Raw genomic sequence first — 20,899 nt, 5'->3', positions numbered from 1 at the left:
GACGTTCATTCGGGGAGCTCCACTGAAGGTTGGTTGGCTTCGCAACCCCAGCTTCTCAGTCCCTCCTCGAATGAACAACCTTCATAGCTTCGACAGCTAGGGCATTGGCTAGATGATTTCGCGTCAGGCTGAGCCGTGTGCGAAAGCGCTGTAAGATGCCGGATCGCCACGTCGCATGATCGTCGCGCGTCGCGCGAGTCAGAAGACGACGCACCCAGACCTACCCGACCGATCCAAGCTGTGCGGTCCACTGCAAAATGGAGAACTCTACAGCTTGGACTGTTAGTCGCCGAATTCTCAACCTATCAACGATCACTGCTTTTCTAACCGAAGCGCGACGGCTTCACGGGATAGTATGAATTTTACAACCAATGCCGTTGGCATCGCACGCGTTGGTATAAGTGCCGCGTGACTCCAACTGGGTCATGCCAAACTCGGTAATCGAGAAGCAGGCACTCTTCCCTCTAGCTGATCGGACAACCAGTCCGGCCGTCAATGCCAATGTCAGAACGCGGGCAAGGTTGGCATGTTCAAGTCGCAATCTAGATCCGATAGATTTCCTGTCCAAACGTCCACCATGCACACTCTTTAGAATCTGGAGCAGCTCCTTGACGTGCTTCTTGTTCAGCACGTTTGATACCGGGAATGGCGTTGCAACCGCGATAGACTCGTACACAAGGTCCCGAAGAACCCCTAGCTTCTCGGAAGCGGTCGTCCCACGGAAATGAGAAACGAGCTGGCGAAGCAGGTTGTGCCACTGCTTCAATTCGTCATCGCGCCGTCTGGCATCCAACGCTTTCCAAGCCCAAGATCTGAACACATCAACGACGTCGCCACAATCCGCCTCGGACCAATTGGGAGCGCACCTTTCCACGATCGCACAAGCCTCAGCGGCACTCAGGAGTCCCGTCGCAATTTCCTCGAACTGGCTGGTCTCCGCAGTCACTGCATCACTCCGAACGTTCACATTGTTTTCTAGCGTGTGGCCTGGGCACGGAACTGCCTTTGATGGCGCGTGTTTGACGGCGCGATCAAAGACCAATCGCGACTTTACCCACGGCGTTCACAGCGAAGACATCAGCGCATGCGTCTGGGTAGGTCGTCAGCGGCAGAAATATCCAGATCTTCATTGTGCGCCTCCTTGAGACATCACGCGGCAGTTCCACGGTTGATCCATCTTAGCTGAGACGGCCCAGGGCTAACTTGATCTGGAACAAATCCCTCACGTGTTCTCGCAATCCTCGCGTGACGACTCCATGCCAACTCCCCAATGATTGGGGCTTCGGCACAGGAGCTGAGCGGCTGGCAGCGGCGTCAGCAGCTCCTTCGAATACTCTTGAGCACTGTCGGGCAGCCTGCATTTCGAAGACCATCCGGCCCCATCGGGCAGCGCGCTCCATCGGTCCAAACATCTTCCTTGGCGGAACTGCTTGATATCTGACAGAAATACCTGAAACTGAGCCACGTCGAATCCGCGGAGGAGGAAAGACGATGATCCGGCAACTTACGTCTTCGGAACGTCAGAACGCCGCCGTGATAGCGATTGCGGTGGCGATCGTTGGATTGGCGATGGCTGCCGTGGGTCGCACAGATGTGCTCGGCGTCCATGGCGTCATGGTCATGCTGTTCGCAGGCGCCGTCCTGTTTTATGTGCTGTCTGGCCTGTACCAGCCCGAACCGACGGAAGACCGGGAAACATCCTATTACGACGACCCAATCAAGGTCGGCATTGTCCTATCGATGGCTTGGGCAGTGTTCGGGATGTTCATGGGCGTCTGGGTCGCCGCGCAGCTTGCATGGCCCAACCTTGCCTTCGACGCTGGCTGGTCGAGTTTCGGCCGTCTCCGCCCGACCCACACCACCGGAGTGATCTTTGGTTTTGGCGGCAATGCCTTGATCGCGACTTCGTTTCATGTGGTGCAGCGGACTTCGCGCGCGCGGCTCGCCGGACAACTCAGCCCTTGGTTTGTGCTCCTCGGCTACAACCTATTCTGCTTGCTTGCCGTGTCGGGCTATCTGATTGGGGTGACGCAATCCAAGGAATACGCCGAGGCTGAGTGGTACGCCGATATCTGGCTGGTGATTGTCTGGGTGACCTACTTCATCCTCTATCTGAGGACGATCGCCAGGCGGAAGGAACCGCACATCTACGTGGCCAACTGGTACTTCATGGCGTTCATTCTGGTCGTCGCAATTCTCCACATCGTCAACAACCTGGCACTCCCCATTTCGTGGGGGCATGCGAAGAGCTACACGGTCTGGCCTGGCGTCCAGGATGCGATGGTGCAGTGGTGGTACGGACACAACGCGGTCGCCTTCTTCCTTACGGCCGGCTTCCTTGGCATGCTGTATTATTACCTTCCAGTAAGGGCTCAGCGGCCAATCTTCTCCTACCGCCTTTCGATCCTGAGCTTCTGGGGCATCACCTTCTTTTACATGTGGGCGGGTTCGCACCACCTCCACTATACCGCGCTGCCGCATTGGGTTCAGACGCTTGGCATGACCTTCTCGGTGATGTTGCTGGTTCCGTCCTGGGCTTCCGCGGGAAATGCGTTGCTTACCCTGAACGGCGCGTGGCACCGGGTGCGGGACGATGCGACTTTGCGGTTCATGATGGCTGCCGCCGTGTTTTACGGCATATCGACTTTCGAAGGCTCGTTCCTTGCTATCCGGCCTGTGAATTCGCTGTCCCACTATACAGATTGGACCGTCGGGCATGTCCACGCTGGCGCGCTGGGCTGGGTGGCGCTGATCACTTTTGGATCGCTCTACACGCTGGTGCCAAGCCTCTGGAAACGCGAGCGGATGTACTCAGCAGCCCTCGTGGAAGTGCATTTCTGGCTCGCGATTGCCGGGACGCTGATCTACGTCTTCGCGATGTGGAATTCGGGCATCATCCAGGGACTGATGTGGCGGACTTATACGGAAGAAGGCGCCCTCGCTTATTCCTTCGTCGATTCACTGGTGGCGATGTACCCGTATTACATCGCGCGGGCCTTTGGAGGGCTGCTTTTCTTGATTGGTGCAGTAGTCGGCTGCTACAACATCTGGATGACGGTTCGGTCTGCGCCGTTGGCGGCCCCGCTCAATGCGGACGTCCCGATCGCTCCTGCCGTGGCGGGAGAATGATGAATGCCTGAGATCTTTCACCGCAAACTCGAGCGTTCAGCGATTGGCTTGGTGATCGCAATCATCGCAGCCGCGAGCGTGGGCGGCATCGTCGAAATCGCCCCACTCTTCACAATCGACGAGACTGTCGAAGAAGCCCCGGACATGCGGATGTACACGCCGCTTGAGCTTGCCGGGCGCAACATCTACGTCCGCGAGGGCTGCTATGCCTGCCACAGCCAGATGATCCGTACGCTGCGCGACGAGGTGGAACGCTACGGCCCATATTCGCTTGCCGTCGAGTCAAAGTACGATCGCCCGATGCTCTGGGGCTCCAAGCGGACTGGGCCCGATCTTGCTCGCGTCGGCGGCAAGTATTCCGACTTCTGGCATGTCGCCCACCTGACAAACCCACGCGACGTCGTTCCAGAATCCAACATGCCTGCTTATCGCTGGCTCGCGCGCACCTCTCTCAAAATGGAGGACCTCCCGCTTCACCTCGCGGCGCAGAAGGCGCTGGGCGTTCCTTATACTGACGAAATGGTGGAGAACGCGGCGCGCGATGCTTACGGTCAAGCGACGCCGGACACCGACTTCGCTGCCGGGGTTGCCACACGATATGGCGACGAAACTCAAGTCAGTGCTTTTGATGGCGTGAAGACCGACGTCACCGAGATGGACGCGCTCGTGGCGTATCTGCAGATCCTAGGAAGACTGACCGGAGCCGCATACGAAAACACCGCGGCTCCAGAGGGAAAACCTAACCCGGAAGGGTAAGCGGAGGGTTTCGGAATGGACCTGGATCACAACTCGGTTGTCGCCTTTTCCAAGAGCTGGGGCCTCTTCTACCTGATTGCGCTGGCCGTCGGCGTGGTGGTCTACACATTCTGGCCGTCAAACCGGAAGCGTTTCAATCAGGCCAAGAACAGCATCCTCGGCGAGGACGACAAGCCATGGAAGTGAACGAACGCGATCCCGTCAGCGGCCGTGAGACCACAGGCCACGAATGGAACGGCATCAAGGAACTGGACACCCCGGTCCCGCGGGGGGTGCTGCTGTTCCTGATCGTGACGCACCTGTGGGCGATCGCCTGGTGGTTCCTGGTGCCGGCCTGGCCACTCGGGACGACCTATACACGAGGCCTCTTAGGGGTCGACCAGAGGCAGACTGTCGAAGCGCGTGTCGTCGACGGCCAGCGCGAACGCGCTGCCTGGATGGCACGCCTCGAAAAGGAGCCGTACGACGCCATCCAGGCGGACGAGGCGCTGATGCAGACGGTCCGCAACACGGGGCGGCAGTTGTTCGGGGATAACTGCGCCGCATGCCACGGTCGGGACGGCAAAGGCCGGGCAAACTACCCGGACCTCACCGATGACGACTGGCTATGGGGTGGTGGACCCCAGCTTATCGAGCAGACAATGCGTGTCGGCATCAATACCCGGCATCCGGAAAGCCGCGTCGGGCAGATGCCAGCCTTTGGGCGGGACGAGGTGCTCGACCGGGATCAGGTGCGGAGCGTGGCCGCCTACGTCTATTCACTTTCCCATCCGGACTACTCGACCGCGGACAATCTCAAACGGATAGAAGCGGGGCGAGAAGTCTTTTTGACAACGTGCGCTGCCTGCCACGGAGAAGACGGGAAGGGAAACAGGGATGTCGGCGCGCCAAACCTAACGGATACGCACTGGATCTACGGAAGCGACCTCGACACCATCATTGCGTCGGTGCACGGCGGACGCCAAGGCCATATGCCCACCTGGGATGAAAGGCTGACGACGGCTGAGATCCGCACGATTGCGCTCTACGTGCATGACCTGGGGACGCAACAGCCATGACCGTACAGTCGAAAAGACGGTACCACAGCATCATGCTCTGGATGCTGGTCCCGGCAGGGCTGCTGCTTTTCGCCGGAGCCAATGCTCACCTGATCTATGTTGCAGTCGATTCTCAGCCGGACTGCGTCAAGCACTTTAAGGCCGCGGGCGAAGGTGGCTATCGCGCTGCCAAGTCGGCATGTTGAGGAGGCGAAGAGATGAGCGACACCGAAAAGTCGTACTGGCTGCTCAGCGAAACCTCTGGCATCGGCGAGACGCGCGACCCGCGGCTCAACCGCGGTCTGTCGCCCTTCATCGGCCTCAGGTGGCTGTCAGCGGGCTGGCGGGATTTCTGGACACGCCCGGCGTCTAGCTTGGGATACGGAATTGGTGTTTTCGTCCTGTCGGCCTGCTTCGTTTGGACGCTCGTTGCTTTCGGCCGGGACTACATTCTCTTTCCGGCGCTGGCGGGATTCATGATCGTGGCTCCTTTTCTGGCGGTCGGCCTCTATGAAAAAAGTCGGGCCATCGAGGAAGGACGCGAGATCAGCTTCGGATCCATGCTCCTCGTGCGTCCAAGGGCAGGCGCGCAGGTCTTCTTTGCCGGGCTGTTGCTGTGCTGCCTCCTTCTGCTCTGGATGCGTGCCGCGGTTCTGCTCTACGCGCTCTTTTTTGGAGTTACGGCGTTTCCGGGGCTAGACCACATCGTCGGCCTGCTGTTTGGGACTGCGTACGGGTGGACAATGATCGTCGTCGGGACAGCGATCGGCGGCCTTTTTGCTGCCTTTGCCTATGCCATCAGCGTCTTTGCAGTGCCCCTACTCCTTGATCGGCGCGTCGATGCGCTGACCGCGATGGGCACAAGCATGAAACTCGTCTGGAACAATCTGCCTGCAATGCTGGGCTGGGCTGCAATCCTGCTGGTTCTTTTCGCCGTCTGTGTCGTCACGGGGCTCGTGGGGATGATCTTGATCTTTCCCCTGCTCGGCCATGCCACCTGGCACGCCTATAGGGCCGTGGCGCTCCCGGAGACCTGACGGTGAGCTGCTGCGCCCACGGAGCGGAGGCAGCGCTGCAACTGGCGCGTTGCGGCAGCGCGACCGCTGGCGAAATCTTGCTGGCGCGACGCGATCTGGGAGATGGCATCTTTCAGACTGACCTTTCGGTACCCCAAGCCAGGTGTGGCACCTGCATCACCTCAATCGAAGGGGCCCTGCAAAACCTTGAGGGAGTTCTCGCCGCCCGCGTGAACCTTACGTCCCGCCGCGTATCCGTAAGGTGGCGTGGCGACCATGCCCCTCCTGTAACTGAGGCACTGGCTGCCATCGGATACGACTCCAGCCTCGCGGAAGCGGGAGATGATCTTCGTGACCCCGAGATGTCGAGATTGCTGCGCGCCACCGCAGTGGCGGGCTTTGCGGCAATGAACATCATGCTGTTGTCAGTGTCGGTGTGGTCGGGTGCAGACGCGCAGACTCGAAGTGCTTTTCACCTGGTTTCCGGCCTGCTGGCAGTACCTGCGGTCGCCTATTCCGGAAGAATATTCTTCATTTCGGCATGGAGGTCGGTATGGCGTCGCACAAGCAGCATGGATCTTCCTATTTCGGTTGGGGTCCTGCTGACGTTGGCGCTGAGCCTGTACGATACATTTGCCGGAGGGCCGCACGCATATTTCGACGCCGTAACTTCCCTTATCTTTTTCCTGCTTGCCGGACGCACGCTTGACTATGCAATGAGGCGCAAGGCGCGGAAGGCGGTCTCCGGCCTCAGCCGCTTGATACCGCGAGGCGTCACGGTGATACGCGCTGACGGGAGCCGCGAGTTTTGCGATCTCATGGAAGTTGAGCCGGGCGACATCATCCCGGTCGGCCCAGGCGACCGGGTTCCGGTAGACGGCACGATAGTGGCCGGGCGCGGCAGTCTCGACCAGTCGGTAGTCAGCGGAGAAGCGACGCCAACGCGTGCCCAGCCTGGGACCGCCGTTTTGTCTGGCGCGCTCAGCCTCGATGGCGCGCTGACGGTTCGTGCCGATAGACGTGCCAAGGATTCCTTCCTCGCTGACATGGCGAAATTGATGGATGCGGCGGAGGACGGGCGGGCACAGTATCGCCGCATCGCGGATCGAGCCGCGGCGTTGTATTCCCCCGTCGTCCATTTGTTGGCCCTCGCCACCTGCGCGGCCTGGATCGCAATCACGGGCGATTGGCATGCATCGGTCACGGCCGCCGTTTCGGTGCTAATAATCACCTGCCCATGTGCATTGGGTTTGGCTGTGCCCATGGTTCAGGTTGTGGCCGCACGAAGGCTGTTTGACCTCGGTATCACGCTCAAGGACGGCGGCGCCCTGGAACGGCTCGCCGAAGCTGACACGGTCGTGTTCGACAAGACCGGAACTCTGACGACGGGTGTCACGCGTGTAGAACGTCACACGGCTGCCCTGCACGACGTGCCCGCCGCTGCCGCTCTCGCAGCCCTGTCCAGACACCCGGCTTCATGCGCGGTCGCCGCTCTCGCCTCGACCGGGCCCGAAGTCGCGGATTTTCGCGAGGTGTCTGGGTACGGAATTGAAGGCCGGATCGATGGGAATGTCTTTCGGCTCGGCAGGCGGGAATGGGTTTCAGGCCTGCCAGGCAATGCAAGCCGCGAATCCATGGCTTGGCTGTCGAAGAACGGCACGCTCGCTGGTTCGTTCACGATCGCCCACAATCTTCGTCCCGATGCAGCGGAAGCCGTTGGAACGCTGGAAAGTTGGGGATTGGCAACAGAGGTCCTATCGGGCGACTCTGCGATCGCAGTCAGGAAGGTCGCGGATGCGCTTGGAATTTCTGAGGGCCGCCACGGCGTTTTGCCTGAGGGCAAGGTCAACCGACTCAGAGATCTGGTCGCCTCCGGCCGCCGCGTACTGATGGTTGGCGACGGCCTGAATGACGCTCCGGCACTGGCAGCGGCACATGTTTCCATGGCGCCCTCTTCGGCGGCGGATATCGGACGCACCGCTGCCGATCTCGTCTTTCTGCGGAACAGCCTCGAAGGTGTCCCGCAGGCAATCGGCATCGCCCGCAATGCCGCCCGGCTGGTGCGGCAGAACTTCGCGCTCGCTGTGGCCTACAACGTCTTGGCCTTGCCCCTCGCAATGTCGGGTCAAATAACTCCGCTCATTGCAGCCGTGGCCATGTCGACGTCGTCAATCCTGGTCGTTGGCAACGCCTTGCGGCTCCCGCGCGAAACGGCTTCGTCCACGCGGTCTGCAGGCTTTCGCCGCCTAGTCCCAGCGGAGGCTGCATGAGCTATCTCTCTTTGTTGATTCCAATTGCCTTAGGCATGGGCTTGGTTGGTTTGGCGGCTTTCCTATGGTCGTTGCGGAGTGGCCAGTACGAGGATCTGGATGGGGCTGCGGCGCGGGTCTTGCCTTCAGGTGCCGACGCTCCTCTTAGTCTGCAGGCACGCAAAAATGATGCAGCGGCCCTTCCCACTCGGGGGAACGCCACGGCTGCCAACGGCGTTTGTTCAAGAACTGAAACGGAAGGCTTCGAAGATGTCTCGAGCAAGTGACAGGCCGTTCGGCTGGGTGGCGGCGCTAGCCGTAGCTTCAGGAGCTGCAGTGCTGGTTCCAAGCCTTGCAGTGCTGGCTATCAGCCTTCTCGCGGTTGCTGCGTTGGTGTTCTGATACGACCTGGAAACGGTCGACGGAGGAAGCGATGACCATGACACGCGAAGATGTCGTCTCGGTCCTCGGCCGCGTGGACGACGAAATGATTGCGGAACTCATTTTGACAGAAGCTTCGCTGACAGAGTTGAAAGAGGCTTGGGCGTGGGTCTTCGGGGACGACGCGTTGATGGGCGAAGGCCGGCCGCTGCCAGGAAGCCGGGTGGCAGCCTTGATCGATCTGATTGCACCCGACGAGGACGACGTCGGTCCAGCTCAGGACACCCCCTAGTCTATTCGACTTGCTTATTTCCAGGCGAACTTGCGAGGCGCCATGGTCAGCTCCTCGCTGAGGACTTGGCCGTCATCGGCAACGATAAGAAGCAGTTCGCGATCGCGATATCTGAAGGACAGGCGGTGCCGCCCTTCATCGTCGCCAACTCCCCGTTCGACCAGGCACTTGATGTGCCCTTGCTGGATCTTCCTTAGGAAGTACTCGACAGCCAGTTTCATTCCGCGGGCAGCCACGGTCGCATCGATCTCGGGACCGTCGGGGGCCCAGCGAACCATCGCCATAGTCGTTCTCCGTCTCGTTCAGCGAATGGCAGCCTAGTCACGCGTCAGCCGATGTCGTTGCGAAGGCGCAAAGATGCACGAATCGTCACCCGCTTTTCCGACGCCGAACTTCCGCGTTGATTGACGGAGCGCAACGAAAGGATGGCCGGATCGGCGATGCTAAGACGAAATGCATGGGAAAAATGAGATGGCTTCAAGCAAGCGCTTTGACCCGGACCTTGCGGTCGACGACGTGATGAAACTCTGGCCCAACACAATCCGGGTGTTTCTCGCAAATCGGATGCTGTGTGTAGGTTGCCCTATCGGGTCGTTTCATACCGTATCCGACGCTTGTCGAGAACACGAGTTGGATGAAACTTCTTTTCTGAATCAGCTGGCGGCTGCAATTGATCGACAGGGAAACGCAGGCTAGCTCCGTTCGCTCCGACCATTGGCAACCAACATCAGCTTATGCGGGTCGACCACTGTGACCTTCTGACGTCCGCTCCGTATCAGCCCTTTGTCTTCCCACGCGCTCAGCAGCCGGCTCACGGTATGCAGCGTCGTGCCCGTCATCTCTGCTATGTCCTGCCGCGAGATCGGAAAGTCGATAAGGATTCCTTCGTCTGTCTTCTTCCCTGTCTGCTCCAGGAGCCTCAGCAGGGCATGAGCCACGCGCTGTTCGACTTGTTCCGTGGCCATTTCCACGACGCGCGTGTGCGTGTCCTGAAGTCGGGTGCCAACTGTCTTGTACGTATTTGCGCCAAAGCTCGGAAACTGAGCGGACAGCTCTGACCACATAGAGGTGGGCCACGAAAGCGCGACACAGTCCACTACTGCGAACGCAGTGGCCGGGTAAGTCGTGCGTCCGAGCGCCGACGCTATTCCGAATATCTCGCCAGCACTGATGTATCTAACTATGACCTGCTGTCCCTCAGGAGTGCTTCGCACAACTCGGATATGCCCATCCAGCAGAAGGAAGAACGCGTGGGCCTCTTCTTCTTGTTCGAAGATGGCCGAATCCTTCGCATATCGCGTGGATCGCGCTCCCGCCAGTATTCTGTCGAGTCCTTCTGGCGCAATTCCTGCGAACAGCGGGAGCCCGGCAATCAGCGAACGGTCGACTCGGCCCAAGACATTCCCTCAGTTACTCGCAGATTTTTTCACAGTCGGCGTCGCGTCGCAACCGCGCTGCAGTGAGCGATATTGCCGCGTGAGCGGTCCGAGGCAGGGCGCAACCGTCGACCGGGCACGGCTCAAACTCCAACATCGTGTTTGCGCCAGCGCAAACGGAAAAGTGCGGCCCAAGTGTAGATATCAATCGCCCGGGCACAATTCGTTGCTCGGTTGCCGATTTACGACGCATAGCGATCGAAGGAGCAGAGATGACTGCCTGGGTTCAGAAGCTCACCCTGGGAAGCGGCATCAGCGCTGCTATTCTCTTGGCGGCAGCAGTCGGCTTGCCGACCGCCGGGACTATGGGACAGCCCGCAAAACACCATGCCGTGGAAATTCCCCGCACTGTGGAAGAAGCAAGCGCCATGATGCGGAGGGCACTGTCTAAGGTCGAGCAGGCTCTGGCGACGGACGACTACGCGAGCATTCACAAAGCAAGCTACGAGTTGGAGGCTGCGGCCAGCCGAATTGCAGGTCGCCCCAACGATCAGTCTGAAACCCTGGTTCATACTGTCGAGATTCTCCACCGTGCTTCAGAGGCGACCGACCGGGAGGTCCTTCAGGCGACCTTTCCCCAATTGAAGGAAGCGGTGGCGCGGGCTGCTTTGCTTCCGCGCCCAGCTCCGGTCGGCAAAGGCGGCAGATAGAACTCCAACGAACATGCGAAGGTAGCTGACAAATGAGTTACAACGCACTCGGTGGCGTCGATCGCCATGCAGATGGCTCGGTGGTGCGCCGCATAAAGACTGTCATTGCTGGCGTAGACTTGGACTGCGAATGTCGTGCCCGGCTCGATGATGCTTTGACGCGCTTTACCGCGCTCGAGCAAAGGCGCGTCCAGCGCGAACACCTCGTACGGGCGAGGCAGCACCGAGAGCGGATAGAGGCCATCGTAGATCTGCTCCGCGAAGTCGATGAACTGGCTGCGGCAGAGCCCGACCGCAGCGTCTATACGGAGCTGGCGCTGCTCTTCGACGAAGTGGCTGCCACATCGGGAGAAGGCGCGCTGTGCATGAGGAGCCTGGCGATCCTGCCTGCTGACGGAGCGGAGCCTTCGCAGTCGTGACACTTCATCGTATCCGCCAGCTGATTTGGCTGGCGGCTGGCACTTCCGCCCTCTTCGCGGGATTGATAGGCGCCATTCTTCCGCTGATTCCGACTACTCCTTTCCTGGTTCTCGCCGCGTTCTGTTACTCAAGGAGTTCTCGGCAACTCCACTCGCGGCTTTTGGCACATCCGCAAGTTGGCCGAGCTATCAGGGATTGGCGGGCTTACGGCGCGATCTCACGCCGCGCGAAGAGACTTGCTCTGTTTTCCATGGTGCTGGCGCTGTCTCTATCGGTGCTGGCTGGCGTGCCTCTGGTGGCGATCACCATGCAGGCCACGGCTATGTTGGCCGCGGCTGCGTTCATCTTGACGAGGCCAGTTCCGCCTGCACGGCAGGTTGAAGAACGGGTACGCTAAGGCCGGCGCGTATCAACAGCCCCCTGGCAGTTTCAGATGTCCAGTTCGCGTGAAGGCAGCCGACCTTGTGGCAGGTCGCTCCATCGGGTCATCGCGCTGCCTGGATCAACGCCCACCCAGTTCAGCAGCCGCGCTGCGATCTCCCTGAGCATCTCGTCGATGCTGTGCATGCCCACGTAGAACGGTGGCATCGGAGGCGCAATCGTCGCTCCCAGCCTTGCCAGCGTCAGCATCGACCGCAAGTGACCTTCGTGCAGGGGCGCCTCACGCGGAACGACCACCAGTCGGCGTTTTTCCTTGAGGGCGACGTCGGCTGCCCTGGTCAGCAGGTTATCGCCTAATCCATGCGCTATCGCGGACAACGTGCGCATGGAGCAGGGAACGACGATCATGCCGTCGTTTGGGAAAGACCCGCTGGCGATCGGAGCTGTCATGTCGTGAGGCGAGTGAACTCGGCTTGCCAGTTCGGTGATGCGGGCAAGGCCCTCATCACCGAGTTCATGCTGGATGGTTGCTCTGGCGCCCATCGAAACCACCAGGTGCGTTTCAGCTCCAGCCTTGGCCAACTGCCGGAGGGTTTCGAGGGCCAGGCCAGAACCCGAGGCCCCCGCTATTCCCAAAATGATGCGCTTGGTCATGGCGTTATCCGAACTCCGGGAAGATTTCATTCCATCGCTGCGACACTTGCCGATCGATCTCTGGACACATGCGCAATTCGCTTCCCCAGTCCCGTATGGTCTCTGATCCGACTTTTCGCGTTGCGTCGATGCCGAGTTTCCCTCCCAACCCTTCAAGCGGAGACACGAAATCGAGGTGATCGATCGGAGTGCGGTCCACGGTCATCAGGTCACGGGAGGGGTCCATGCGCGTTCCGATTGCCCACATCACGTCCGGCCACGAACGTATGTCGATGTCGTCGTCGACCACGATGAGCATTTTCGTCATGGAAAACTGCGGCAGCAGAGACCAGAAGCCCATCATCACACGACGCGCCTGCCCCGGGTACTTCTTGGCGATGGACAGAACGGCGATCCTGTAGGAGCTGGCTTCCGGCGGAAGCCAGACGTCACGGATTTCTGGGATCTGTTGCCGAAGAAGTGGCTTGAACACGTCAGTAAGAGCGTCGCCCAATACCGAGGGCTCGTCAGGAGCCCTTCCGGTGTAGGTGGTCAGATAACAGGCCTGGTCACGGACCCGGATTCTGTTGAGGCGAAACACCGGATATTGCTCAGCGCCATTGTAGTATCCGGTATGGTCGCCAAACGGGCCCTCCAGAGCAGTTTCCTTGGCGGATACGGTGCCTTCCAGCACAATCTCGGCTGTTGCAGGAACGTGTAGCGGGATACTGCCGCACGCGGTCAGCCGTGGTCGCTTGTTTCCGATCATGCCGGACAACGCAAGTTCGGTCACGCCCTCGGGCACCGGCATTACGGCAGCGAGCAGCGTTGCTGGATCGGCGCCGATAACCACTGCGACAGGCATGTCGATGCAGCGGGCCGCCCACATACGGTGGTGCGCCGCACCGCCGCGCATCGGCAACCAACGGACTATTGCGCGATCCTTATCGATCACCTGCATTCGGTAAATGCCCAGGTTGTACGTTCCTGGATCGTCAGCTCCAGGTGCGCGGGTCACGACTACGGGCCAGGTAATCAGCGGGCCCGCGTCACCTGGCCAGCATGTCTGGACTGGAAGGAGGGACAGGTCGGGCGGGATTTCGCTCCAACTGGGAGGCGCTTTTACGATCCTTGGCCGTGCCAGGAGCGCGCTGCGAGCCGCCGGGAGTAAGTCTCGCGCTTCGCCCAGTGTCCTTGGCGCCTGCGGGGACCTCATCCAGGCGAGAAGCTTCCCGAACGAGTCCAGGCCATTGAGGTCGGTGCCCAACCCGGCGGCGACGCGCGCTCGCGTCCCAAACAAGTTCGTCACGACAGGAAAGGTCGATACCCTTCCCTGCGCATCGATCGGCTTCTCCAACCTCAGCACTGGCCCGCCCTTGGCGATCGTGCGCCGATGCACCTCGGTTGCTTCGAGGTGCATCGAAACAGGTGCCTGGACATGCCGTACGTCTCCTCGCTCGTCCAGGTGCGACAGGAACGAGGAGAGGTCATTGAAAAGCGGCAGCGATCTATGATGCATAAGTACAAATCCCGTCGCGCGACGCGGGCGACGGCGCACGTTTGCCACGGTGACTGGCTCCCGTCTTTGACCTTTCACAAACATCCGGCGACGCTCTTTGCGTTGGCACAAAGCGCGCGCGGTCGAGGGGCGGTATCCATGCCTTCCTGCAACGGAGCATGGGTGGCGAATGCACATTGGAGCGCACTGCGCACGACTGTTGGAAGCGGCAATCGTCTCCCTGCGGTCGACTTGCTTTCAAGGAAGCATTCAGCGAGGACGACTGCCGTTCGAGAAGCCGCGGCTTGATCGGGCGGGCGAGAGGGATTTTGCACGGGCCGAACTGCTTTGTGCCTTGCAGCACCCTTTGGCGGCCTCCGACCTCCTTCCGGCGGCGATTGCGGGAACTGGTTTCGATCTTCAGTTCATTCCGAGAGACGAGGCGGATGTCCGCAGCCTAGCTCCAGACTGCATCGAAGACGGCTTCCTTGCGCGTCCTCGCTTGGGAGACTTCTAAGCTCGATCGCGCGGACCAAGGAGGAATCTGTTTGTTCTTTGAGATTCGACAAACAGCGCCGTGGCTTTCGTCCCTAAGACCGCCAGCAAAGCGGATTCACCGAGGGAGACAGCATGGCCGACGAACAAAGGGACGGCTCCTTGCCGCTCGCCCGAATCCTGTTTCCCAAAATCGGCGCTCTGCCGCTCGGAACCCTTCTAACGAAGGCCCTCCGCGACCTTGCCAAAAGGCAGCCAAACCTCTTCGATCGACTAGGCGAGCATAAGTCCGCGTGCTTCTTCGTCGATCCAACCGATCTTTCCTTTGCCTTTCTTGTCGTGCCGGACGGGGAGCGCTCTCTTGTCCGTGTCGTCGGCAAGTCGGAGACATCGTCCGCAGCCGTCTTTATCAGTGGCCCCATCTTGATGCTGTTGGGGTTGCTCGATGGCAGTCTTGATGGCGACGCTCTTTTCTTCAGGCGCATCGTCTCAATCGGCGGCCGTACGGAAGCTGTGCTGGCGCTTAGAAATGCCATTGACGATGCCGAGTTGCGGCCAGCGGACCTGCTGGGTCTCCACGGTGCCCTGGGGCGCCTCGCGGACAACGCCATACTCGGCAGCCTTCGTGCCGCCAGGCGGCTTGCGTGTCGGGGATTGGACCAAGGGGAGCGTTCCTGACCATGAGCAATCAGCCAATGGAATTGATCTGTCCAGCCGGCACGCCAGCCACCTTGCGTGCAGCAGTCGTCGCAGGCGCCGATGCCGTGTACTGCGGGTTCCGCAACGAGACCAATGCCCGGAATTTTCCCGGCTTGAACTTCTCGACCGCCGAGTTGGCAGAAGGCGTGCGATTTGCCCACGATCACGGGAAAAAGGTACTCGTCGCGATAAACACATTCGCTCAGCCTGGCCGCGTGGACCTATGGCACAAGGCCGTGGACGAGGCCGCTCAATGCGGAGCGGACGCAGTCATCGCGGCGGATTTGGCTGTCCTGGACCATGCCGCGAATTGCCATCCAGGGCTACGCCTTCACCTGTCCGTGCAGGCGGCCGCATCGACCCCAGAGGCCGTCAAGTTCTATGTCGACGCGTTCCGTGTCAGGCGCGTTGTCCTTCCGCGAGTGCTTTCAGTCCAGGAGATAGCCGCGCTCAATCGCATGATCGACGTGGAGACCGAGGCGTTCGTGTTCGGAGGCCTTTGCGTCATGGTCGAAGGCCGCTGCTACCTGTCTTCCTACGCCACCGGAAAGTCCCCCAATCTGAGCGGCGTCTGTTCGCCGCCGGAACACGTCACCTATGAGGATGACGCCGAGGGGACTGCGGCGCGGCTCGCCGGCTTTACTATCGATCGCTATGCCCAGAGTCAGCCGACCGGATATCCAACCCTGTGCAAGGGCCGCTTCACGGCCGGCGGCAAGACATCCTACCTGTTCGAAGACCCAGTCAGCCTGAACGCTGGCGGAGTGCTTGCGGGACTGAAAGCGGCCGGAGTCACAGCCTTGAAGATCGAGGGTCGCCAGCGCGGCAAAGCATACGTCACCGAGGTGGTCCGTGCTTTCCGGAGGGCCGTCGACGCGGTCGAGGCAGGGGGCGATGCGGCCGAGATCGACCGGATCCTGGCTGGCATGTCCGAGGGAGGACGGCAGACCGAAGGCGCCTACAAGAAGACGTGGAGATGAGCGTAATGCCAAGAATTGCATTGACCCTTGGCCCGGTCTTTTTCCACTGGCCAGCCGATCGGTTGGCGGATTTCTACAGGCGGATCGCGGATCAGGCTGCCGTCGACAGGGTGCATGTCGGCGAAGTCGTCTGCGGAAAGAGAATGCCGTTCTCCGATTCGATTTGGCCCGAAGTAATCGAGCGGCTCGAGCGCGGCGGCAAGGAAGTCGTGCTCTCCACGCTTGCCGCACCTGCCACGGTTCGGGAGCGCAGGGCCGTAAACGATTGGTGCAGCGAGGGGCGGCTAGTCGAAATCAACGACGTGACGGCCATCCCAGCCCGTTCCGGACAGGCCTTCGTGATTGGGCCGTTCGTGAATGTCTACAACGAATCCACTGCCCGGTTTTTCGCTGCGCGTGGCGCACGCACCATTTGCCCCCCGGTCGAACTTTCGTTGGATGCCATCGGCAGCATTGCCCGCAACTGTTCCGACGTCGATTTTGAGATCTTCGCATTCGGGAGACTGCCGCTGGCCCTTTCTGGTCGCTGCTATCACGCGAGGCTGAACAATCTTCACAAGGATTCCTGCCAGTTTACGTGTGAACAGGACCCTGACGGCCTTGCGGTCGATACGATCGGCGGACAGGAATTTCTTGCCGTCAACGGCGTTCAGACACTCTCCAACCAGGTGCAGGCTTTCTGTCCTACACCTGAGGACTTGCGCGCGCAGGGCATCCGGCGCTTGCGCCTATCTCCCCATACTGCCGACATGGTGGCGGTCGCCGAAGCCTATCGCGGCCTGCTTGACGGCGCCCAATCGCCGGCCTCGACGAGATTTGCCTTGTCGTGCCTCGATCTTCCGGGAGGGATGGTAGACGGGTACCTCAGCGGCAAGCCGGGTTTTCACAGTGAAGGCCAAAGCACCTGATGACGTTGAATTCAGAAAACGCCCTTGCGCGGATCGCGATCGTCACTGTCTCCGACCGGGCAAGCCGCGGCGAGTACGAAGATTTGAGCGGTCCGGCCGTGGAGCAATGGCTGTGGCGTTCGATGGCACGTCCATGTGAGTTCGTCCGAAGGATCGTTCCGGATGGGGTCGAAAGTGTCAGAAATGTGCTTCTCGAACTATGCGACACAGACGGCGTCGACCTCGTCCTGACTACTGGCGGCACGGGCCCTGCCCCGCGCGACCTGACAGTGGAAGCTACTCAGCAGGTCTTGACGAAAGAGTTGCCCGGCTTCGGCGAATTGATGCGACGGGTAAGTCTGGAGCAAGTGCCGACCGCCATCTTGTCGCGTCAAACGGCGGGCGTTCGAGGGCGTTCCCTGATCATAAATCTGCCGGGCAAGCCTGCCTCGATCAGCATCTGCCTTGCCGCCGTATTTCCGGCGGTTCCCTACTGTCTTGAACTGATCGGGGCCAAGAAGATAGCGGAAACTCTGCCAGATTCGGGCGCTTGAGCGGCCGCCTCCGGATCAAGCAGCAGCCGACAAGCCACCTCCATGGATAAAGGTTCGGCATTAGGTAATCCGCGGCCCTAGTCAATGAATCTGGATTTTTGACACGTGTGAGTGCATTGTGACGCGATTTCTGTTCGAGCCTCAAAACTGCAGGTGCAGTGCCAAACCCGCATAGTCCGCATAACAAACCTGGGCCAGGGATAGGCGTTGGCCCAAATCACCGGAAAAGAAGCCAGGAGTGCACCGATGCAAAGCATCTGAAGCTTGGGAAGGGCGACGAGGGGCTGCCCGAGGCCGCCGATCCGGCGCTCGGGGCGCATCTCTGAATCTTCTCGAAGCAGATATTCAAGCGCACCCGGAGCGGCTGAAGGCGTTCGACGGGGCGCTGCATGATCGGATGCAAGCACTGGTCGGGGATGTCGATGTTGATCTTGAGGCAACCCTGGCTGCCGACGACGAATGAGACGAGACGAGACGAGCGATCTAAGGCTCCTCTCGCTATCAACGGATAGTCGAATTACGCGCAGCCCCATTTGCTCGACCAGTTCCAAGCTCTGATCGAGGAAGTTGAGGCCCGCAAGGTGCTCGATCCGCAAACTTGGTGGTTTTTGCTACCGAATGCCGCAAAGCTCCAGAGCTTTTCGGAACGTCAGCTCGTCGACAAAATGAGGGCGGCCTCCCTGCTCGTGGAGCTTCCTCGCCTCGATGATTTTCGTTCCTTGGTGGCTGTGAAGCCAGTCACGCGAAGCGACAGCAGCGACGATCAAATAGTCAGTGCTGCGGGAGATGCTCTTGGTGACGACTCCTCCCCTGCTGGCGATCCAACTCTCGATGACCTTGCGTGGGGCCATGCTGAACGCCCCGGTCACCACGAATGCTGCGTTCTCGAACACAACCGTGGCCGGGTCCCTGAGAACTCCGTCAATCGATGGACTGTTTCCATAGGTTGGCAGCCCCGTGTCGGCGCAACTGTCGCCGACCAGCCGGGCAATCCATTCGCTGATGTCTTCTTCTTCCTCCGCCGACAGCTGCCTGTCGGAGATTGCTTCGGCAGCAACTTTCCGCAAACCCGCTATCCTGGCGTCGTCCAAGAACTCGGTGTCCTGGTCAATCATGCCAATCAGCTTCTCGACCTCGTTGACCTTGAGGCGGCCGTCGCAGGCAATACCCGCGCAGAAGCCAAAGAAGCGGTTACAGTGGTCCTTAGGCTCTGGTGCTTGGTCGAAAGGCCTCGAGCGATAGTCGACAATGCCGGAGATCACGCCGTAGATTTCGCCGTGGTAGTCGTTGTAGGCGGTGTCCAGATCCTGAATGAGATCAGCGGCATCTTCGTCACCGAACAGGCAGAGCAGTTGCGCCGCTTCGGCTCGAATGGAGTCGATTTCCAGGTTCTCGATCGACTCGCTTGCCAAGACACCTTCTAAGAAGCCTAGCCAATAGGCCTCGGCCTTGCGGTGATTGCGTTTCGCGTTGATACGGCCCAGCGAAAATCCACCGTACTTTAGCTCCGTCATTGTCCCCTCCCCTGACAGCAGTATCTGAGTTTTAGTTGCGCTCCTCTCGAGGCGCAATTTCTGATGAACTTGAAATGAGATGTCGTTGGGAGATGCCTGATGGATACTGAACGCCAGCAAGTCACGCATTGTTCCGATTTGGTCCGGCACGCTCGGCCAACATTGTAGGTGTCGATAGGCTCCGACTTTGCCAATCCGCGAGGCAGATCCGCGCATCGTCTGGGCGCATCTCGTAAAGGCGTTCGGCATATCCGCTCCGGATGGGCGCCATGCGGCGCCGCTCTATCATGATGGCAGCTTGGCGGAACTGGCCCCGCGCCAATAGATCCACCATCTTGCAGTTTTGCTCCGCCTGCACTCGGTAATCGGCATCAGGGCGAGCCAAGGATCTGACAATCTCCATCCGGCGAAAAAGCCGGGCGTGAATGGATCGAGCGACCTCATTTCCCGTCCATTCAATGAGCAGCGAATGAAAATCCTGGTCACATGACGGCTCACTCGTGCCCGGTTCCTCGGGTCGCCGAGCTTCGGCAACCCGGCGCTTGATCTCGGACCATTCGGCCTCGCCCAGATGCCTGACAAGATAGGCTGCTGCCGCCTGTTCGATCATGACCAAGGACTCGCAGACTTCCAACGCCTCGTTGAAGTCGGGCTTGGAAACGAACGCGCCTCGGTAACGTTCAATCACGACGAGTCCTTCGGTCCCGAGCAGAATGATGGCCTGGCGGACGACCGTTCGGCTGACACCGAATACTTCCGCCAGCGCTTGTTCGCAGAGCTTGGTGCCTGGCTTCAGAGAATGGTCCAGGATGGCATTGGTGACGGCCAAGGCTACTTCGCGCGCGAGACTGCCTGGCTTTTGACAGGGGCCATTGGCCGATATCCGAGACATCGACACAGATCGATCGCCTCGAACCGCTTGTGTCACTGATCCGTCCTGGGATGTCTGCATGGGCGCCGCGGTTGTTTCCAAGGCAACACGAGGCCACAGAACCCGGCCAATTACTTTGCGCTATATCAACTCCCTAGGAGAGATCGCGCCTCTCATTCCCCGTCGGTGCTGTTTGCGCCAGCACAACGAACCGTTCCCGCCAACGTGATTTGCCTGCTTCGATGGGCGATACCGTGCCTCCGGTTCTGGGAAACGGTGAAATCAACAGAGCCCGGGTACGAAGCGATGGATGAAGGAGCCGAACCGCACAAGCTCTACGAAGATGCGCTGGCGATGATCCTGGGCACGCTCTTTGTCGCATTGGGCATGATGATCTACGGCAAGACCATGCTGCTTGTCGGTGGAATGGCAGGCATGGCGCTGCTTTTGCAGTACGTCACCAACACGGGCTTTTGGCTCATTTTCTTCCTCATCAACGTACCGTTCTATGCGCTCGCGCTCAGGCGCATGGGCTGGCGATTCACGCTACGAACTTTCGTTGCTGTGCTGCTTGTTTCCGTGTTTTCACGCTTTACGACGTCATGGGTCGACTTCTCCCTCCTCGATCCGGTGTATGCAACGGTTATCGGAAGCGCGCTTTCCGGCACCGGACTTCTCATGCTGTTTCGTCACAAAACTGGACTTGGCGGGGTCAACATCCTGGCGATCTTTCTTCAGGAGACTTGGGGCGTGAGGGCTGGCTATGTCCAACTAGCCATCGATCTGGCGATTCTGACGGCAGCATGCTTTGTCCTAACGACAACCCATCTTGCGCTCTCGGTTCTCGGCGCCACGATCGTCAACATGATCTTGGCTATCAATCACAAGCCTGGCCGATACCGCGGCGTGTCCGCTGCCTGAGCACCCGTGTGCAGCTCAATTCGCTCACCAATTTGACCGGGGACAAACATCGCGAACGGGAGACGGGCTATATCAGCCGCATGTTCGATCGATGGCCACG

Annotated in this window: 26 protein-coding genes; 19 read left to right on the top strand and 7 right to left on the bottom strand. The window is 59.9% G+C overall.

All coding sequences use genetic code 11. The features are described from left to right. Window positions 1-343: 343 nt before the first annotated feature. A complete protein-coding gene (locus tag HNQ95_RS27335) occupies window positions 344-946 on the bottom strand; it encodes a hypothetical protein (RefSeq protein ID WP_067964850.1) in 603 nt (200 codons plus the stop codon). A 548-nt stretch (window positions 947-1,494) separates the two neighbouring features. Here HNQ95_RS27335 and ccoN point away from each other — a divergent pair. From ccoN to HNQ95_RS27290, 9 genes are all read left to right on the top strand, one after another. Beyond that, the gene (gene ccoN, locus HNQ95_RS27330) at window positions 1,495-3,129 is read left to right on the top strand and encodes a cytochrome-c oxidase, cbb3-type subunit I (RefSeq protein WP_157097233.1); all 1,635 of its coding nucleotides are present in this window, start codon (window positions 1,495-1,497) and stop codon (window positions 3,127-3,129) included. A gap of 3 nt (window positions 3,130-3,132) precedes the next feature. Next, window positions 3,133-3,885 (top strand): cytochrome-c oxidase, cbb3-type subunit II, encoded by a 753-nt coding sequence (gene ccoO / locus HNQ95_RS27325; RefSeq protein ID WP_067964855.1) that lies wholly within the window; start codon window positions 3,133-3,135, stop codon window positions 3,883-3,885. A 15-nt stretch (window positions 3,886-3,900) separates the two neighbouring features. Next, a complete protein-coding gene (locus HNQ95_RS27320; protein ID WP_067964857.1) occupies window positions 3,901-4,071 on the top strand; it encodes a CcoQ/FixQ family Cbb3-type cytochrome c oxidase assembly chaperone in 171 nt (56 codons plus the stop codon). Beyond that, the gene (ccoP, locus tag HNQ95_RS27315) at window positions 4,062-4,943 is read left to right on the top strand and encodes a cytochrome-c oxidase, cbb3-type subunit III (protein WP_067964859.1); all 882 of its coding nucleotides are present in this window, start codon (window positions 4,062-4,064) and stop codon (window positions 4,941-4,943) included. Before HNQ95_RS27320 ends, ccoP begins: the two co-directional genes overlap by 10 nt. A gap of 32 nt (window positions 4,944-4,975) precedes the next feature. Then, window positions 4,976-5,128 (top strand): hypothetical protein, encoded by a 153-nt coding sequence (locus HNQ95_RS27310; RefSeq protein ID WP_376769276.1) that lies wholly within the window; start codon window positions 4,976-4,978, stop codon window positions 5,126-5,128. Window positions 5,129-5,140: 12 nt separating this feature from the next. Beyond that, on the top strand, window positions 5,141-5,959 hold the full coding sequence (locus tag HNQ95_RS27305) for a DUF2189 domain-containing protein (protein ID WP_067964863.1): 819 nt from the start codon (window positions 5,141-5,143) through the stop codon (window positions 5,957-5,959). A 2-nt stretch (window positions 5,960-5,961) separates the two neighbouring features. Then, window positions 5,962-8,208 (top strand): heavy metal translocating P-type ATPase, encoded by a 2,247-nt coding sequence (locus tag HNQ95_RS27300; protein ID WP_182575665.1) that lies wholly within the window; start codon window positions 5,962-5,964, stop codon window positions 8,206-8,208. Beyond that, window positions 8,205-8,474, top strand: a complete 270-nt coding sequence (gene ccoS, locus HNQ95_RS27295) for a cbb3-type cytochrome oxidase assembly protein CcoS (protein ID WP_182575666.1) — start codon at window positions 8,205-8,207, stop codon at window positions 8,472-8,474. Before HNQ95_RS27300 ends, ccoS begins: the two co-directional genes overlap by 4 nt. 146 nt (window positions 8,475-8,620) lie before the next feature. Further along, window positions 8,621-8,860 (top strand): hypothetical protein, encoded by a 240-nt coding sequence (locus HNQ95_RS27290; RefSeq protein ID WP_182575667.1) that lies wholly within the window; start codon window positions 8,621-8,623, stop codon window positions 8,858-8,860. A 14-nt stretch (window positions 8,861-8,874) separates the two neighbouring features. Here HNQ95_RS27290 and HNQ95_RS27285 read toward each other — a convergent pair whose 3' ends face one another. Further along, the gene (locus HNQ95_RS27285; protein ID WP_182575668.1) at window positions 8,875-9,144 is read right to left on the bottom strand and encodes a DUF6522 family protein; all 270 of its coding nucleotides are present in this window, start codon (window positions 9,142-9,144) and stop codon (window positions 8,875-8,877) included. 169 nt (window positions 9,145-9,313) lie between these two features. On the opposite strand from HNQ95_RS27285, the gene HNQ95_RS27280 reads away from it, so the two are divergent. Next, on the top strand, window positions 9,314-9,556 hold the full coding sequence (locus HNQ95_RS27280) for a DUF1858 domain-containing protein (RefSeq protein WP_376769275.1): 243 nt from the start codon (window positions 9,314-9,316) through the stop codon (window positions 9,554-9,556). On the opposite strand, the gene HNQ95_RS27275 is transcribed toward HNQ95_RS27280, so the two are convergent. After that, window positions 9,553-10,257 carry a Crp/Fnr family transcriptional regulator gene (locus HNQ95_RS27275; RefSeq protein WP_182575670.1) on the bottom strand — a complete coding sequence of 235 codons (705 nt, stop codon included), beginning with the start codon at window positions 10,255-10,257 and terminating at the stop codon, window positions 9,553-9,555. The genes HNQ95_RS27280 and HNQ95_RS27275 overlap by 4 nt on opposite strands. A gap of 251 nt (window positions 10,258-10,508) precedes the next feature. Between HNQ95_RS27275 and HNQ95_RS27270 the strand changes: the two genes are divergently transcribed. From HNQ95_RS27270 to HNQ95_RS34250, 3 genes are read left to right on the top strand one after another with little or no spacing between them, the layout of a single operon-like run. Then, window positions 10,509-10,946 carry a DUF6746 family protein gene (locus tag HNQ95_RS27270; protein WP_182575671.1) on the top strand — a complete coding sequence of 146 codons (438 nt, stop codon included), beginning with the start codon at window positions 10,509-10,511 and terminating at the stop codon, window positions 10,944-10,946. A gap of 32 nt (window positions 10,947-10,978) precedes the next feature. Next, window positions 10,979-11,365: a hypothetical protein gene (locus HNQ95_RS27265; protein ID WP_067964911.1), complete on the top strand. Its 387-nt coding sequence runs from the start codon at window positions 10,979-10,981 to the stop codon at window positions 11,363-11,365. Further along, entirely contained in the window at window positions 11,362-11,763 is a 402-nt protein-coding gene (locus HNQ95_RS34250) for a YbaN family protein (protein WP_210283865.1), read from the top strand. The genes HNQ95_RS27265 and HNQ95_RS34250 overlap by 4 nt, the downstream gene beginning before the upstream one ends. A 32-nt stretch (window positions 11,764-11,795) precedes the next feature. On the opposite strand, the gene HNQ95_RS27255 is transcribed toward HNQ95_RS34250, so the two are convergent. Together HNQ95_RS27255 and HNQ95_RS27250 are read right to left on the bottom strand one after the other, a co-directional pair. After that, on the bottom strand, window positions 11,796-12,401 hold the full coding sequence (locus HNQ95_RS27255; RefSeq protein ID WP_182575672.1) for a UbiX family flavin prenyltransferase: 606 nt from the start codon (window positions 12,399-12,401) through the stop codon (window positions 11,796-11,798). Between the two features lie 4 nt (window positions 12,402-12,405). Then, on the bottom strand, window positions 12,406-13,899 hold the full coding sequence (locus tag HNQ95_RS27250; protein WP_067964916.1) for a UbiD family decarboxylase: 1,494 nt from the start codon (window positions 13,897-13,899) through the stop codon (window positions 12,406-12,408). Between the two features lie 609 nt (window positions 13,900-14,508). Between HNQ95_RS27250 and ubiT the strand changes: the two genes are divergently transcribed. The 5 genes from ubiT (at window position 14,509) to HNQ95_RS34120 (ending at window position 17,956) form a co-directional block, all read left to right on the top strand. After that, window positions 14,509-15,051: a ubiquinone anaerobic biosynthesis accessory factor UbiT gene (ubiT, locus tag HNQ95_RS27245; protein ID WP_067964920.1), complete on the top strand. Its 543-nt coding sequence runs from the start codon at window positions 14,509-14,511 to the stop codon at window positions 15,049-15,051. A gap of 17 nt (window positions 15,052-15,068) precedes the next feature. Next, window positions 15,069-16,052 (top strand): ubiquinone anaerobic biosynthesis protein UbiU, encoded by a 984-nt coding sequence (gene ubiU, locus HNQ95_RS27240; RefSeq protein WP_208993701.1) that lies wholly within the window; start codon window positions 15,069-15,071, stop codon window positions 16,050-16,052. Window positions 16,053-16,057: 5 nt separating this feature from the next. Continuing rightward, complete coding sequence (ubiV, locus tag HNQ95_RS27235; RefSeq protein ID WP_154386990.1) at window positions 16,058-16,960, top strand: ubiquinone anaerobic biosynthesis protein UbiV; 903 nt, start codon at window positions 16,058-16,060, stop codon at window positions 16,958-16,960. Next, a complete protein-coding gene (gene mog / locus HNQ95_RS27230) occupies window positions 16,960-17,493 on the top strand; it encodes a molybdopterin adenylyltransferase (protein WP_067964925.1) in 534 nt (177 codons plus the stop codon). Before ubiV ends, mog begins: the two co-directional genes overlap by 1 nt. 238 nt (window positions 17,494-17,731) lie before the next feature. Continuing rightward, window positions 17,732-17,956 carry a type II toxin-antitoxin system PrlF family antitoxin gene (locus tag HNQ95_RS34120; protein WP_246787002.1) on the top strand — a complete coding sequence of 75 codons (225 nt, stop codon included), beginning with the start codon at window positions 17,732-17,734 and terminating at the stop codon, window positions 17,954-17,956. A 148-nt stretch (window positions 17,957-18,104) separates the two neighbouring features. On the opposite strand, the gene HNQ95_RS27225 is transcribed toward HNQ95_RS34120, so the two are convergent. Together HNQ95_RS27225 and HNQ95_RS27220 are read right to left on the bottom strand one after the other, a co-directional pair. Beyond that, entirely contained in the window at window positions 18,105-19,007 is a 903-nt protein-coding gene (locus HNQ95_RS27225) for a BRCT domain-containing protein (RefSeq protein WP_169808361.1), read from the bottom strand. Between the two features lie 121 nt (window positions 19,008-19,128). Next, window positions 19,129-19,899 (bottom strand): GntR family transcriptional regulator, encoded by a 771-nt coding sequence (locus HNQ95_RS27220; RefSeq protein WP_263007977.1) that lies wholly within the window; start codon window positions 19,897-19,899, stop codon window positions 19,129-19,131. A 285-nt stretch (window positions 19,900-20,184) separates the two neighbouring features. On the opposite strand from HNQ95_RS27220, the gene HNQ95_RS27215 reads away from it, so the two are divergent. After that, window positions 20,185-20,799, top strand: a complete 615-nt coding sequence (locus HNQ95_RS27215) for a YitT family protein (RefSeq protein WP_067964934.1) — start codon at window positions 20,185-20,187, stop codon at window positions 20,797-20,799. Window positions 20,800-20,899 lie beyond the last annotated feature (100 nt).

The organism is Aminobacter ciceronei (assembly GCF_014138625.1).
GTDB classification, from domain to species: domain Bacteria; phylum Pseudomonadota; class Alphaproteobacteria; order Rhizobiales; family Rhizobiaceae; genus Aminobacter; species Aminobacter ciceronei.
Note: the sequence above shows the minus strand (reverse complement) of the source record. Positions and strands in the feature narration are given on the sequence as shown.